At 69.0% G+C, this 13,695-nt stretch carries 11 protein-coding genes; 4 read left to right on the top strand and 7 right to left on the bottom strand.

What is annotated here, in order from left to right:
- The 7 genes from glsB to WFQ67_RS09715 all read right to left on the bottom strand — a co-directional run bounded on the left by glsB (position 1) and on the right by WFQ67_RS09715 (position 9,122).
- Entirely contained in the window at positions 1–909 is a 909-nt protein-coding gene (gene glsB, locus WFQ67_RS09745) for a glutaminase B (RefSeq protein WP_213628985.1), read from the bottom strand.
- Positions 910–1,177: 268 nt separating this feature from the next.
- Entirely contained in the window at positions 1,178–1,870 is a 693-nt protein-coding gene (locus WFQ67_RS09740; RefSeq protein WP_213628984.1) for a response regulator, read from the bottom strand.
- A 123-nt stretch (positions 1,871–1,993) separates the two neighbouring features.
- Complete coding sequence (locus WFQ67_RS09735; protein WP_213628983.1) at positions 1,994–4,660, bottom strand: sensor histidine kinase; 2,667 nt, start codon at positions 4,658–4,660, stop codon at positions 1,994–1,996.
- Positions 4,657–5,208, bottom strand: coding sequence for a potassium-transporting ATPase subunit KdpC (gene kdpC, locus WFQ67_RS09730; RefSeq protein WP_213628982.1), 552 nt, complete (start codon positions 5,206–5,208; stop codon positions 4,657–4,659). Before kdpC ends, WFQ67_RS09735 begins: the two co-directional genes overlap by 4 nt.
- Before the next feature lie 49 nt (positions 5,209–5,257).
- Positions 5,258–7,315, bottom strand: a complete 2,058-nt coding sequence (kdpB, locus tag WFQ67_RS09725) for a potassium-transporting ATPase subunit KdpB (protein ID WP_337056694.1) — start codon at positions 7,313–7,315, stop codon at positions 5,258–5,260.
- A gap of 11 nt (positions 7,316–7,326) precedes the next feature.
- Complete coding sequence (gene kdpA / locus WFQ67_RS09720; RefSeq protein ID WP_337056693.1) at positions 7,327–9,024, bottom strand: potassium-transporting ATPase subunit KdpA; 1,698 nt, start codon at positions 9,022–9,024, stop codon at positions 7,327–7,329.
- An 8-nt stretch (positions 9,025–9,032) separates the two neighbouring features.
- Positions 9,033–9,122: a K(+)-transporting ATPase subunit F gene (locus WFQ67_RS09715; RefSeq protein WP_021220384.1), complete on the bottom strand. Its 90-nt coding sequence runs from the start codon at positions 9,120–9,122 to the stop codon at positions 9,033–9,035.
- 487 nt (positions 9,123–9,609) lie between these two features.
- Between WFQ67_RS09715 and eat the strand changes: the two genes are divergently transcribed.
- The 4 genes from eat to WFQ67_RS09695 all read left to right on the top strand — a co-directional run bounded on the left by eat (position 9,610) and on the right by WFQ67_RS09695 (position 13,667).
- On the top strand, positions 9,610–10,980 hold the full coding sequence (gene eat, locus WFQ67_RS09710; RefSeq protein WP_173173915.1) for an ethanolamine permease: 1,371 nt from the start codon (positions 9,610–9,612) through the stop codon (positions 10,978–10,980).
- An 81-nt stretch (positions 10,981–11,061) separates the two neighbouring features.
- Positions 11,062–12,453 (top strand): ethanolamine ammonia-lyase subunit EutB, encoded by a 1,392-nt coding sequence (locus WFQ67_RS09705; protein WP_213628978.1) that lies wholly within the window; start codon positions 11,062–11,064, stop codon positions 12,451–12,453.
- Positions 12,453–13,208, top strand: a complete 756-nt coding sequence (gene eutC, locus WFQ67_RS09700; RefSeq protein WP_213628977.1) for an ethanolamine ammonia-lyase subunit EutC — start codon at positions 12,453–12,455, stop codon at positions 13,206–13,208. Before WFQ67_RS09705 ends, eutC begins: the two co-directional genes overlap by 1 nt.
- 291 nt (positions 13,209–13,499) lie before the next feature.
- Positions 13,500–13,667 (top strand): DUF2897 family protein, encoded by a 168-nt coding sequence (locus WFQ67_RS09695; protein ID WP_111262384.1) that lies wholly within the window; start codon positions 13,500–13,502, stop codon positions 13,665–13,667.
- Positions 13,668–13,695 lie beyond the last annotated feature (28 nt).

The following is a 13,695-nucleotide window of genomic DNA, read 5'->3' as shown; positions in this document are numbered from 1 at the left end:
TCAGAAGATCGACCAGTCGATGCGCTCGGAGAGCTTCTCCAGCGCCGCCATGCCCGCCACCGAGTTGCCGGACGCATTGAGCTCCGGCGACCACACGCAGACGGTGAAGCGCCCCGGCACCACCGCGACTATGCCGCCCCCCACCCCGCTCTTGCCGGGCAGCCCGACCCGGTAGGCGAAGTTGCCGGCCTCGTCGTACAGGCCGCTGGTGGCCATCAGCGCGTTGACCTGCTTGGTCTGCCGACCGCTCAGCACCGCCTCGCCGCTGTGCGGGCTCACCCCCTCGTTGGCCAGGAAGCTGAAGGCCAGGGCCAGGTCCGCGCAGCTCATGCGCAACGCGCAGTGGTGGAAGTAACTGCGCAGCACGGCCTCGACATCGTTGTGGAAGTTGCCGAACGACTGCATCAGGTAGGCCGCCGCCGCATTGCGCGCGCGGTGCTGGTACTCCGAGCGCGCCACCACCTCGTCCGCCACCACGTCGCGGTTGGCGCTCAGGCGCCGCACGAAATCACGCATCGACAGCGCCGGTGCGGCGAAACGCGACTGGTTGATGTCGCAGATCACCAAGGCCCCGGCGTTGATGAAGGGGTTGCGCGGCACGCCGCGCTCGAACTCCAGCTGCACCAGGGAATTGAACGGCTGTCCCGACGGCTCGTGGCCCAGGCGCTGCCAGATATCCTCGCCCGAATGCTGGATCGCCTGCACCAGGCTGAAGACCTTGGAAATACTCTGGATGGAAAACGGCGTGCGCCCGTCACCGGCGCAATAGAGCTGGCCCTCATTGCTGTACACCGCAATGCCCAGCTGGTTCGCCGTCACCCCGGCCAATGCCGGGATGTAGCTGGCCACCTTGCCCTGCCCGATCAGCGGGCGGACTTCATCGAGGATCTCGTCGAGCAGTTGTTGCATGTCTTCCTTCCGGCAACGAATGGCGCCAGGCGCCTGGATTAAGCGCTAGACGACGGATTCGGGTCGCGCAACACAGCGGGGGAAGTACCACGCGCAAAAAGCGGGCACGGGACGACAATTCGCCGGGTGGGCGCCAGCGCAGAGCGACACCGCAGTGCCGACCAATCGCGAATGAATTCGCTCCCACGGAAGAGGCGGCGCGCCGCGCCGCTTGGCGACTGAAGTCGCCCCTACAGCGCACTCGCCGACCTACGAGGAAGTCGTACGGCTAGCCCTCGCGCAGGCGGTAGCCGACCCCGGCCTCGGTGACGATGAAGCGCGGCTCGGTCGGGTCGTCGCCGAGCTTCAGCCGCAGGTGGCCGACCACCACCCGCAGGTAGTGGGTGTCCTCGACATGGGTCGGGCCCCAGATGTCCTTGAGCAACTGCTGCTGGGTCACCACCCGCCCCAGGTGCCGCGCCAGCTGGGCGAGCACAGCGTATTCCTTGCGGGTCAGCGCCACCTCGGCGCCATCGAGGGTCACCCGGCGGTAGGCGAAGTCGACACTCAGCGGGCCGCTTTCGACCACCGCCTCCTGCTGCTCGCCACCACCGGCCTGGCGCAGCAGCACCCGTACGCGGGCGAGGAACTCCTGCACGCTGAAGGGCTTGGTCACGTAGTCGTTGGCGCCGCCGTCCAGGGCCAGCACCTTCTCGCCTTCGCTGGCGCGCACGGAAAGCACCAGCACCGGCACCGCCGACCACTCGCGCAGCTCCGCCAGTACCGTCTTGCCGTCCATGTCCGGCAAGCCCAGGTCGAGCACCACCAGGTCCGGCCGCGCCAGGGCCGCCTGGGCCAGGCCTTCGGTGCCGTTGGCGGCTTCCAGCACCTTGTAGCCCTGGGCGGTGAGGCTGATGCGCAGGAACTTGCGGATCTGCGCCTCGTCGTCGATCACCAGGAGGGTTGGTTGGTTGGTCGTCATCTTGTCCTTCGAAATCCGTTGGCTACCGAATCGTGTTGGGGCGAATTCATTCGCCCAGGGCGGCAACGCCGCACCGGGTCGCACGCGGCGGTCCTGCGGCCCGCATGGCGAATGAATCCGCTCCTACAGCGGGCCATCACCCGCCTCCTCCTCCAGCACCGGCTGCGGATGCAGCGGCAGGTGCAGGGTGAGCGTGGTGCCCTTGCCGTCCAGCCCCTCGCCCACCGTCACGCGGCCACCGTGGGCGCCGACCATGCCCTGGCAGATGGCCAGGCCCAGCCCGGTGCCCTGCCCGCCCCGGTCGCCACGGGCAGCGGTGTAGAACATGTCGAAGATCTTCTCCCGCTCGGCGGCCGGGATGCCGGGCCCCTGGTCGCTGACGGCGAAGCGCAGCTCCTCGGAGTCGGCCGTCACCGCCACGCGCAGGCGGCCCTGGCTCGGCGAGAAGCGCGCGGCGTTCTCCAGCACGTTGACCAGCGCCTGCTCGATCAATGCGGCGTGCACGTAGAGCAGCGGCAGCTCGGCGGGCAGCACGGTCTCCACCTTCAGCGGCGCCAGCACCGGGCGCAGGCGCTGCAGGGCGCTGGCGACGATGTCCACCGGCGCCACCCAGTCGCGGGCCAGCTTGAGGCCGCCGTGGCCGAGGCGGGTCATGTCCAGCAGGTTCTGGATGTAGCGGTCGAGGCGCTCGGCCTCATCGCGGGTGCCTTCCAGCAGCTCGCGGCGGTCCTCCAGGGGGATCGCCTCGCCGAGCGCCAGCAGGCTGTCGATGGAGCCGCGCATGGCGGTCAGCGGCGTGCGCAGGTCGTGGGAAACGGAGGCCAGCAGCGCGCTGCGCAGCTGTTCGGTCTCGCCATGCAGGCGTGCGGCCTCCAGGTCTTCGGCCAACTGCGCGCGCGCCAGCGCCTGGGCCAGGGGCTGGCCGAGCGCCGACAGCAATCGGCGGCGCTCGGCGGGCAGCGGCGCACCGTCACGCGGGCTGACCCCGAGCAACGCCAGCGGCCCCTCCTCGCCGGACAGCGGCAACCACCACCAGCGGCCGCTGGGCAGGGTGCCGGTGCCGAGCCCGGCCACCTGGTCGTGCTGCCAGGACCACTCCGCCGCCGCGCGCTCCTGGTCCGCCAGCAGGCGCTGCACGCCGGCCTCGACCTTCCACACGCCATCACGGCTGCGCGCCAGCAGGCACACCTCGACGTCGGTCCAGGGGATGAACTGCTGGGCCGCGACGCTGAGCACGGCCTGGCGGTCGGTGGCGGCGGTGAGCTTGCGGGAGAGGTCGAGCAGCGCGGTGGTTTCCGTCTGGGTGGCGCGCAGGGCCTGCAGCTGGCGGCGCTGGCGCGAGGCCAGGTTGCCGGTGAGCCCGGCCATCAGCAGGAAGAACAGCAGGGTCAGCACGTCTTCCTGGCGGGCGATGGTCAGGGAGAAGGTCGGTGGGATGAACAGGAAGTCGTAGGCCAGGAACGACACACCGGCGCAGAGCAGCGCCGGACCCAGGCTGCTGCGCACCGCCACCAGCAGCACGGCGGCGAGGAACACCAGGGAGATGTTCGGCAGCGCCAGCACCTGGTAGGCGCCCCAGGCCAGGGCGCTGGCGGCCAGCGCGGCGCCGAGGGCCAGGCCGTAGTCGCCCAGGGGCACCGGGTGGCGCGACCGGGCACTGGCGGGGCGCGCGTCGGCGTCGGTGTCCAGCACGCTGATCTCCAGTCCCTCGGCCTGGCGCAGCAGGCGCTCCGCCACCCCACGCCCGAGCCAGCGACGGCGCAGGCGCTGCCGGCTGCGGCCCACCAGCAGGAGGCTGGCACGGCGCTCGTTGGCGTGTTCGATCAGGGTGCTGGCCACGCCTTCGGCGCGCAGGGTCACCACTTCGCCCCCCAGGCGTTCGGCCAGTTGCTGGGCCGCCTGCAGGCGCGTGCGGGCCTCTTCGCTTTGCGTGCCGCCGGTGTCCACGTGCACCAGGCTCCAGGGCAGGTGGCGGCGCTCGGCCACGCGGCAGGCGTGGCGCACCAGGCGCTCGGCCTGCTCGCTGCCGTCCACGCCCACCAGCAGGCGGCCACGCACCGTCGGCGCCTCCTGGCCCTGCAGGCGATAGCGGCGGTTGAGATCGGCATCGACCCGCGCGGCGGCGGTCTGCATGGCCAGTTCGCGCAGGGCAGTGAGGTTGGTCTGGGAGAAGAAGGCGTCGATGGCCGCGCGGGCCTGCTCGGGCACGTAGACCTTGCCCTCGCGCAGGCGCTCCAGCAGCTCACGCGGCGGCAGGTCGATGAGGAGGATCTCGTCGGACTCCTGCAGCACCCAGTCCGGCAGGGTCTCGCGCACCTGCACGCCGGTGATGTCGAGCACCTGGTCGTTGAGCGCTTCCAGGTGCTGGACGTTGACCGTGGTGTAGACGTCGATGCCGGCCGCGAGCAGTTCCTGCACGTCCTGCCAGCGCTTGGCGTGGCGGCTGCCGGGGGCGTTGCTGTGGGCCAGTTCGTCCACCAGCACCAGCTTCGGCGGCGCGGCGAGGATGCCGTCCAGGTCCATCTCGGTCAGCGGCACGCCCCGGTATTCGAGGCGCCGCAGCGGCTGCTGGGGCAGCCCGGCGAGCATCGCCTCGGTCTCGGCGCGGCCGTGGGTCTCGACCACGCCGACACGCAGGTCGACGCCCTGGCGCAACTGCGCCTGGGCCGCCTGCAGCATGGCGAAGGTCTTGCCCACGCCCGGCGCGGCACCGAGGAAGACCTTCAGCCGGCCGCGCCCTTCGCGCGGCAGGTCGGCCAACAACGCATCGGCACGGCCGGCATCACTCATTCAGGCATCTCGTTCAGTCGCAGGTTGAGGGCGAATACGTTGACCACCGCCGGCCCGATCAGCGGGCGCTCGGCCTGCTGTTCCACCAGGCGCTCCAGGGTCGCGGCGGGAATGCCCCGCGCCTCGGCGATCCGCGGGATCTGGTAGCGCGCGGCGGCCAGCGGCAGGTGTGGGTCGAGGCCGCTGCCGGAGGTGGTGACCAGGGCCATGGGCACCGGGCCCTGCCCCAGCGCGCCCAGCTCGGTAGCGTCCTTGGCGATGCGCTCGACCAGCGCCGGGTTGCTAGGGGCCAGGTTGCTGGCACCGCTGGCGACCGTGGCATAGCCACCGGCCGAGGGGCGGGGCTGGAACCACTGGGCCCCCTCCACCTGCTGCGCCAGCAGCAGGCTGCCGCGTGCATCGCCCTTGGCGTCGCGCACCAGGCTGCCGTTGGCCTGCGCCGGGAAGGCCAGTTGCGCGACGGCGGTGACGGACAGCGGGTAGGCGACGCCGGTTATCAGGGTCATCAGGGCCAGCAGGCTCAGGGCGGGACGGAGTTGCGTAAGCATATTCAGTTCCTCGGATTAAGTCCCCTCTCCGTGGAGAGGGGGAAAGGCATCAGACCAGGTGCAGGGCGGTGAGCAGGATGTCGATCAGCTTGATGCCGATGAAGGGCGCCACCAGCCCGCCCAGGCCGTAGATCAGCAGGTTGCGACGCAGCAGGCTGGCGGCGTCGGCGGCTTGCACGCGCACCCCGCGCAGGGCCAGGGGGATCAGCGCGATGATGATCAGCGCGTTGAACACGATGGCCGAGAGGATGGCGCTCTGCGGGCTGTGCAGCTGCATCAGGTTGAGCACGCCCAGCTGCGGGTAGATGCCGGCGAACAGGGCCGGGAGGATGGCGAAGTACTTGGCCACGTCGTTGGCCACCGAGAAGGTGGTCAGCGCACCCCGGGTCACCAGCAGCTCCTTGCCCACCTGCACCACGTCCAGCAGCTTGGTCGGGTCGGAGTCCAGGTCCACCAGGTTGGCGGCCTCGCGGGCGGCCTGGGTGCCGTCGTTCATCGCCAGGCCGACGTCGGCCTGGGCCAGCGCCGGCGCATCGTTGGCGCCGTCGCCGCACATGGCGACCATCTTGCCCTCGCCCTGCTCCTGGCGGATGCGCGCCAGCTTCTTCTCCGGCGTGGCCTCGGCGATCACGTCGTCCACCCCCGCCTCGGCGGCGATGGCGGCAGCGGTCAGCGGGTTGTCGCCGGTGACCATCACGGTGCGGATGCCCATCTGCCGCAGCTCGGCGAAGCGCTCGCGGATGCCGGGCTTGACCACGTCCTTGAGGTGGATGCCACCCAGCAGCCTGCCATCGGCGGCCACCAGCAGCGGGGTGCCGCCGCTCTGGGCGATCTTGTCGACCTCGCGGGACAGCTGCTCGGGCATCTCGGCGCGGCTCATGCCGACCCAGGCCAGCACCGCGTCCACCGCACCCTTGCGGTAGCTGTGGCCGTTCCAGTCCACCCCGGAGAGGCGTGTCTCGGCACTGAAGGCGATGGCGGTGACCTCATCGCGGGCCGGCTCGACCATGGCGCTGAGGGCACGCAGGTAGTCGACGATGGACTTGCCCTCCGGCGTGTCGTCGGCCAGCGATGCCAGCAGCGCGGCGTCGGACAGCTCCTTGCCGCTCACGCCCGGGGCCTTGACCAGTGCGCTGCAACGGCGGTTGCCAAAGGTGATGGTGCCGGTCTTGTCCAGCAGCAGCACGTGCACGTCGCCCGCCGCCTCCACGGCGCGGCCGGACTTGGCGATGACGTTGAGGCGCACCAGGCGGTCCATGCCGGCGATGCCGATGGCCGAGAGCAGACCGCCGATGGTGGTGGGGATCAGGGTCACCAGCAGCGCCACCAGGTACACCAGCGGCAGGTCGCCACCGGCGAAGCGGGCGAAGGGCTGCAGGGTGGCGACCACCAGCAGGAAGATCAGCGTCAGGCCGATCAGCAGGACGTCCAGCGCCACCTCGTTGGGGGTCTTCTGGCGCTTGGCACCCTCCACCAGGGCGATCATCCGGTCCAGGGTCGACTCGCCCGGGTTGGCGGTGATCTTCACCAGCAGCCAGTCGGAGACCACGCGGGTATTGCCGGTGACCGCCGAGCGGTCGCCGCCGGACTCGCGGATCACGGGTGCGGATTCGCCGGTGATGGCGGCCTCGTTGACGGCAGCGATGCCTTCGACCACCTCGCCGTCGCCGGGAATCAGCTCGCCGGCCTCGACGCGTACCAGGTCACCGCGGCGCAGGCTGCTGGCGGCCACCGTCTCGAACTGCCCGGAGGCAGTGCGACGGCGGGCGCTGAGGCCCTGGCTGCCGGCCTTGAGGCTGTCGGCGCGGGCCTTGCCACGGCCTTCGGCGAGGGCCTCGGCGAAGTTGGCGAAGAGCACGGTGAACCACAGCCACAGGGCGATCTGCACGGCGAGGCCGGTGGACACCGCCGGGTTGGGGATCAAGCACAGCACCGTGGTCACCACGGCGGTCAGCTCCACCACCAGCATCACCGGCGAGCGCTTGAGCTGGCGCGGGTCGAGCTTGGCGAAGGCCTGCACCAGCGCCGGCTTCCACAGCGCGGCGATGGCGGTACGGGGTTGTTGCTGCTTGGCGCCATTCTTCGGCGCCTGGATAGGGGCGTTCATGCGGGTCTCCCTTAAAGGCCGATCAGCGCGAGGTGTTCGGCAATCGGCCCCAGGGCCAATGCCGGGAGGAAGGTCAGGCCACCGACCAGGAGGATGGTCAGGGTCAGCAGGGTGACGAACAGCGGGCCGTGGGTGGGGAAGCTGTTGCCACCCACCGGCGCGCGCTGCTTGGCCGCCAGGCTGCCGGCGATGGCCAGTACCGGGAGGATGTAGCCGAAGCGACCGAGGAGCATGGCCAGGCCGATCATGATGTTGTGGAACGGCGTGTTGGCGCCGAAGCCGGCGAAGGCCGAGCCGTTGTTGGCGGTGCCCGAGGTGTAGGCATACAGCGCCTGGCTGAAACCGTGGGCGCCGGGGTTGGTGATGGAGGCCGCCGGGCCCGGCAGGCTCACCGCCAGGGCGCAGAACACCAGCACGCCCACCGGCATCACCAGCAGGGTCGCCACCAGCAGGCGCACCTCGCGGGCCTCCAGCTTCTTGCCGAGGTATTCAGGAGTGCGGCCGATCATGAGGCCGGCGAGGAACACCGCGATCAGCACGAACAGCAGCATGCCGTAGAGGCCCGCGCCGACGCCGCCGAAGATCACCTCGCCAAGCATCATGTTGAACATCGGGATCATCCCGCCGATGGCGCTGAAGCTGTCGTGCATCGAGTTCACCGAGCCGTTGGACGCGGCCGTGGTGGTCACCGCCCAGAGTGCCGAGGCGGTGATGCCGAGGCGGCTCTCCTTGCCCTCCAGGGAACCGGACTGCTCGATGGGCAGCGCGGCCAGGGCCGGATTGGGCTGGTACTCGCTGTACAGGGTCACGCCCAGGCCGATGACGAAGAGGATCAGCATGGTCGCCAGCAGCGCGCGGCTCTGGCGCAGGTCCTTGACGTAGTGGCCGAAGGTGAACACCAGGGCGGCGGGGATCAGGATGATCGACGCCACTTCCAGCAGGTTGCTCCACGCGCTGGGGTTCTCGAACGGGTGCGCGGAGTTGACGCCGAAGAAGCCGCCACCGTTGGTGCCGAGCTGCTTGATGGCGATCTGGCTGGCCGCCGGGCCGAGCGGGACCACCTGGTCGGTGCCGGCCAGGGTGTGGACGCTGACATAGTCGAGCAAGGTCTGCGGCACGCCCTGCCAGACCAGGAACAGCGCCAGCAGCAGGCACAGCGGCAGCAGCGCGTAGAGCGTGCCGCGGGTCAGGTCGACCCAGAAGTTGCCGAGCTTGTCGCTGCTGCGACGGCTGATGCCGCGCGCCAGGGCCACCAGCACGCAAAGGCCGACGGCGGCGCTGACGAAGTTCTGCACGCCCAGGCCGACCATCTGGCTGAAATAGCTCAGGCTCGCCTCGCCGCTGTAGGCCTGCCAGTTGGTGTTGCTGACGAAGCTCACGGCAGTGTTGAACGCCAGGGTCCACTCCAGGCCCGGCAGCTTCTGCGGATTGAGCGGCAGCATGCCCTGCAGCATGAGGATGGCGAACAGCAGCGCCAGGCCGGCGGCGTTGAACAGCAGCAGCGCGAGGGTGTAGGTCTTCCAGTCCTGCTCGCTGTGCGGGTCGACCCCGGCGATGCGGTAGCAGAGGCGCTCGACGGGGGCGAAGAGCGGCGTGAGGAAGGTGCGCTCACCCTCCATCGCGCGATGGATGAAACGGCCGAGGAAGGGCGCTGGCACCAGCACCAGCACGAAGAAGGCCAGAATCAGCCCGTAGTCCTGTACTTGCATGACGCCCCCTAGCTGCGTTCGGCGCGCAGCAGCGCAACCAGCAAGTAGATGAAAAGCCCCGTGGCCATCGCCAGGGACAACCCGTCGAGAATGCTCATGACTGTCGCTCCGATATGCGGACTGCGCCGCTTTGGAGGAATTCTCGGCATCAGGGCCGTAAAGGGACGAGACGGGGACCCGGGGCGGGGCATAAAGAAAGCGTAAAGAACGTGCTTTTCCTGGGCTTGCCGGGGACCTGTCATGGCTGCGTTGATGGGTTTCGCAGAGCTCTACCCATCCTACGGACGGGCAGGAACAGCATCGCGAATGAATTCGCTCCCACAAAGAGCGGGCGAATGAATTCGCCCCGACAGGGTCGGGTCCGCCATCTGCCGTTCACACAACCGTCACACTGGCCTAGACCAGTGCACCGAAACGATTGGTTACATCCCTCCTGCGCACCATTGCGAGTCACGAACGGCGGCGATCAGGTGGCGAAGCATCCCGCAAACGACGTTTCACGGGTCTTTGCGACGCCATTCGGGGACCTGGCATGGGCACTGCAAACACAGCCTCGTCTGCGTTCATTCCATCCATGGAGGCTTTATGACCCTGCAACTCAAGCCGACCCTCGGCACCCTGCACCTCTGGGGCATCGCCGTCGGCCTGGTGATTTCCGGCGAATACTTCGGCTGGAGCTACGGCTGGGGCGTGGCGGGCACCCTCGGGTTCCTGGTGACCGCGCTGATCGTCGCGGCCATGTACACCTGCTTCATCTTCAGCTTCACCGAGCTGACCACCGCCATCCCCCACGCCGGCGGCCCCTTCGCCTACAGCCGTCGCGCCTTCGGCGAGAAAGGCGGGCTGGTGGCCGGCCTCGCCACCCTGATCGAGTTCGTCTTCGCCCCGCCGGCCATCGCCATGGCCATCGGCGCCTACCTCAACGTGCAGTTCCCGGGGCTCGATCCCAAGCACGCGGCGGTGGGGGCGTATTTCGTGTTCATGACCCTGAACATCCTCGGCGTCAGCATCGCCGCCACCTTCGAGCTGGTGGTCACCGTGCTCGCGGTGGCCGAGCTGCTGGTGTTCATGGGCGTGGTGGCACCGGGCTTCAGCTTCAGCAATTTCGTGCTCAATGGCTGGGCCGGCAGCAATGAATTCGGTGGCGCGGCCATCTCCGGCATCTTCGCCGCCATTCCCTTCGCCATCTGGTTCTTCCTCGCCATCGAGGGCGCGGCCATGGCCGCCGAGGAAGCCAAGGACCCGAAACGCACCATTCCCAAGGCCTATATCGCCGGCATCCTCACCCTGGTGAGCCTGGCCATGGGCGTGATGATCTTCGCCGGCGGCGTGGGCGACTGGACCCAGCTGTCGAACATCAACGACCCGCTGCCCCAGGCCATGAAGGCCGTGGTCGGCGAGAACTCCGGCTGGCTGCACATGCTGGTGTGGATCGGCCTGTTCGGCCTGGTGGCGAGCTTCCACGGCATCATCCTCGGCTACTCCCGCCAGTTCTTCGCCCTCGCCCGCGCCGGCTACCTGCCCCGTGGCCTGGCCAAACTGTCGCGCTTCCAGACCCCACACCGCGCCATCATCGCCGGTGGCCTGGTGGGCATCGCGGCGATCTACAGCGACGGCCTGATCAACCTGCAGGGCATGAGCCTGACCGCCGCGATGATCACCATGAGCGTGTTCGGCGCCATCGTGATGTACATCATGAGCATGCTCAGCCTGTTCAAGCTGCGCAAAAGCGAGCCGAACCTGGAGCGTACCTTCCGCGCGCCCGGCTACCCCGTCGTCCCGGCCATCGCCCTGGTGCTGGCAGTGGTCTGCCTGGTGGCCATGGCCTGGTTCAACACCACCATCGGCCTGATCTTCCTCGGCTTCATGGCGGTCGGTTTCGTCTGGTTCCAGTTCACCGCCCACCACCGCGCCAACGCGCCGGCCGATGCGCTGCTGACAGGTGATGCCGCCTGACAAAGCCTCTATGCTGAACCCGCGAGGCCCGGTCCGCCGGGCCTCGTCTTTTCTGCCCCGTTGCAACCGCCGGAGGCCGTGATGCCTTACCAGACCACAGTCGGCGCCCAGGTCTACCGCTTCGCCGATCTCAAGACCCTGCTGGCCAAGGCCAGCCCCGCCCGCTCGGGCGACTACCTGGCGGGGGTCGCCGCCGCCACCTATGAAGAACGCATGGCCGCCAAGCTGGCCCTGGCCGAGGTGCCGCTCAAGCGCTTCCTCGACGAGGCGCTGATCCCCTACGAGGAGGACGAGGTCACCCGGCTGATCATCGACCGCCACGACCGCGCCGCCTTCGCCCCCATCAGCCACCTGACCGTGGGCGACCTGCGCGACTGGCTGCTGCTCGACAGCACCGACTCCGCCACCCTGGAGGCCGTGCGCTGGGGCATCACCCCGGAGATGGCCGCTGCGGTGAGCAAGCTGATGCGCAACCAGGACCTGATCCTGGTGGCGAAGAAATGCCGCGTGGTCACCCGCTTCCGCAACACCATCGGCCTGCCGGGCCACCTCTCAGTGCGCCTGCAACCCAACCACCCCACGGACGACGTGCGCGGCATCGCCGCGAGCATGCTCGACGGCCTGCTCTACGGCTCGGGGGATGCGGTGGTGGGCATCAACCCGGCCAGTGATTCGCTGCCGACGCTGATGCGCCTGTGGCAGATGATGGACGAGGTGCGCGAGCACTTCGCCATTCCCATGCAGAGCTGCGTGCTCACCCACGTCACCACGCAGATCCAGGCCATCGAGGCCGGCGCGCCCATCGACCTGGTGTTCCAGTCCATCGCCGGCACCGAGAAGACCAATTCGAGCTTCGGCGTGTCCCTGGCCATCCTCAGGGAAGCCCACGAAGCGGCGCTTTCGCTGGGGCGCGGCAGCCTGGGCGACAACGTCATGTACTTCGAGACCGGCCAGGGCAGCGCGCTCTCCGCCGGCGGCCACCACGGCGTCGACCAGCAGACCTGCGAAGTGCGCGCCTATGCCGTGGCCCGGGAGTTCCGCCCGCTGCTGACCAACACCGTGGTCGGCTTCATCGGCCCGGAATACCTCTACGACGGCAAGCAGATCATCCGCGCCGGGCTGGAGGACCACTTCTGCGCCAAGCTCCTCGGCGTACCGATGGGCTGCGACGTCTGCTACACCAACCACGCCGAAGCCGACCAGGACGACATGGACACCCTGCTGACCCTGCTGGGGGCAGCGGGCATCACCTTCATCATGGGCATCCCCGGTGCCGACGACATCATGCTCAACTACCAGAGCACCTCCTTCCACGACGCCCTCTACCTGCGTTCCGTGCTGGGCCTGAAGCGCGCGCCGGAGTACGAGGAGTGGCTGCTGCGCATGGCCATCACCGAGCCCTCCGGGCGCCTGCGCGACATCGGCAAGGGCCACGCCCTGCTCAAGGACCTGCCACGATTGGGAGCCGCCTGATGAAACTGGTGCAACACAACCCCTGGGACGAACTCCGCGCCCACACCTCCGCACGCATCGCGCTCGGTCGCGTCGGCTCCAGCCTGCCCACCGCCGAGGTGCTGCGCTTCGGCCTGGCCCACGCCCAGGCCCGCGACGCGGTGCACCACCCGCTGGATTTCGCCACCCTCGATGCGCAGCTCAAGGCCGCCGGCTTCCGCACCCTGCAGGTGCGCAGTGACGCCGAGGATCGCCAGGCCTACCTGCTGCGCCCGGATCGCGGCCGTCGCCTGCATGATGACTGCCAGGCCCGCCTGCTGGCCGAGGCACCGGCACCGGAGCTGGCGGTGGTGATCGCCGACGGGCTCTCCTCCATCGCCGTGCAGCGCCACGCCCTGCCCTTGCTGGAAGCCTTCCGCGAACGCTTTTCCACCGACTGGGCCAATACCCCGGTGGTGCTGGCCGAGCAGGGCCGGGTGGCCATCGGCGACGGCATAGGCCAAGCGCTGCGGGCGCAGCTGGTGGCGGTGCTGATCGGCGAGCGGCCGGGCCTCACCTCGCCGGACAGCCTGGGCCTGTACCTGACCTTCCAGCCTCGCGTCGGGCGCATGGACAGCGAGCGCAACTGCATCTCCAACGTGCGCCCGGAGGGGCTGCCCTATGCCCTGGCGGCGATCAAGCTCGACTACCTGGCGCGCGAGGCGCTGCGGCTTCAGTTGTCGGGCGTGAGCCTGAAGGACGACAGCAATTTGCAGCCGGTAGCGCAGCTGGATTGAGGCCTGCCCGGCCCGCGTCGCTCGATCGGGGGAACGGTGCGCGTACCATCTTTCCCGGTGCGCGCAGCACAGCCTACAAGTGCCATGCGCGCCAACTCGCAGTCCTGCGGCTTTCTGTAGGGACGACTTCAGTCGCCAAGCGGTGCGCAGCGCCGCCACCCTTGTAGGAGCGAATTCATTCGCGATCGGCCGTGCAGGTGATCACCGCTCGCCATGGGCAAATGTGAAGGGAACGCGGCAAGCGCAGCGCGTTCGAATTACAGTAGCGGCCCCACCTCGAAGGAGATTCCCATGCCCTGGTACGCCTGGCTGATCCTGATTCTCGCCATCGGCTCCATAGTCGGCGGCCTGATGATGCTGCGCGATACGGCGAAGAAACTGCCCCTGACCGAGGAGCAGCTCAAGCGCATCCATGAACGCAATGCCGAGATGGATGCCAAGGAAGCCAAGGAGCGCTGACACCCGACCGCCCGGCGGTTACAGTGCG

Source organism: Pseudomonas sp. USHLN015 (assembly GCF_037153275.1).
GTDB lineage: Bacteria > Pseudomonadota > Gammaproteobacteria > Pseudomonadales > Pseudomonadaceae > Metapseudomonas > Metapseudomonas tohonis.
The sequence above is the reverse complement of the archived record's forward strand: the minus strand, read 5'-3'. Positions and strand labels throughout refer to the sequence as shown.

Coding starts and splice junctions, on each gene's coding strand:
- glsB (WP_213628985.1), bottom strand. CDS start 909: ATGCAACAACTGCTCGACGAGATCCTCGATGAAGTCCGCCCGCTGATC.
- WFQ67_RS09740 (WP_213628984.1), bottom strand. CDS start 1,870: ATGACGACCAACCAACCAACCCTCCTGGTGATCGACGACGAGGCGCAG.
- WFQ67_RS09735 (WP_213628983.1), bottom strand. CDS start 4,660: ATGAGTGATGCCGGCCGTGCCGATGCGTTGTTGGCCGACCTGCCGCGC.
- kdpC (WP_213628982.1), bottom strand. CDS start 5,208: ATGCTTACGCAACTCCGTCCCGCCCTGAGCCTGCTGGCCCTGATGACC.
- kdpB (WP_337056694.1), bottom strand. CDS start 7,315: ATGAACGCCCCTATCCAGGCGCCGAAGAATGGCGCCAAGCAGCAACAA.
- kdpA (WP_337056693.1), bottom strand. CDS start 9,024: ATGCAAGTACAGGACTACGGGCTGATTCTGGCCTTCTTCGTGCTGGTG.
- WFQ67_RS09715 (WP_021220384.1), bottom strand. CDS start 9,122: ATGAGCATTCTCGACGGGTTGTCCCTGGCGATGGCCACGGGGCTTTTC.
- eat (WP_173173915.1), top strand. CDS start 9,610: ATGACCCTGCAACTCAAGCCGACCCTCGGCACCCTGCACCTCTGGGGC.
- WFQ67_RS09705 (WP_213628978.1), top strand. CDS start 11,062: ATGCCTTACCAGACCACAGTCGGCGCCCAGGTCTACCGCTTCGCCGAT.
- eutC (WP_213628977.1), top strand. CDS start 12,453: ATGAAACTGGTGCAACACAACCCCTGGGACGAACTCCGCGCCCACACC.
- WFQ67_RS09695 (WP_111262384.1), top strand. CDS start 13,500: ATGCCCTGGTACGCCTGGCTGATCCTGATTCTCGCCATCGGCTCCATA.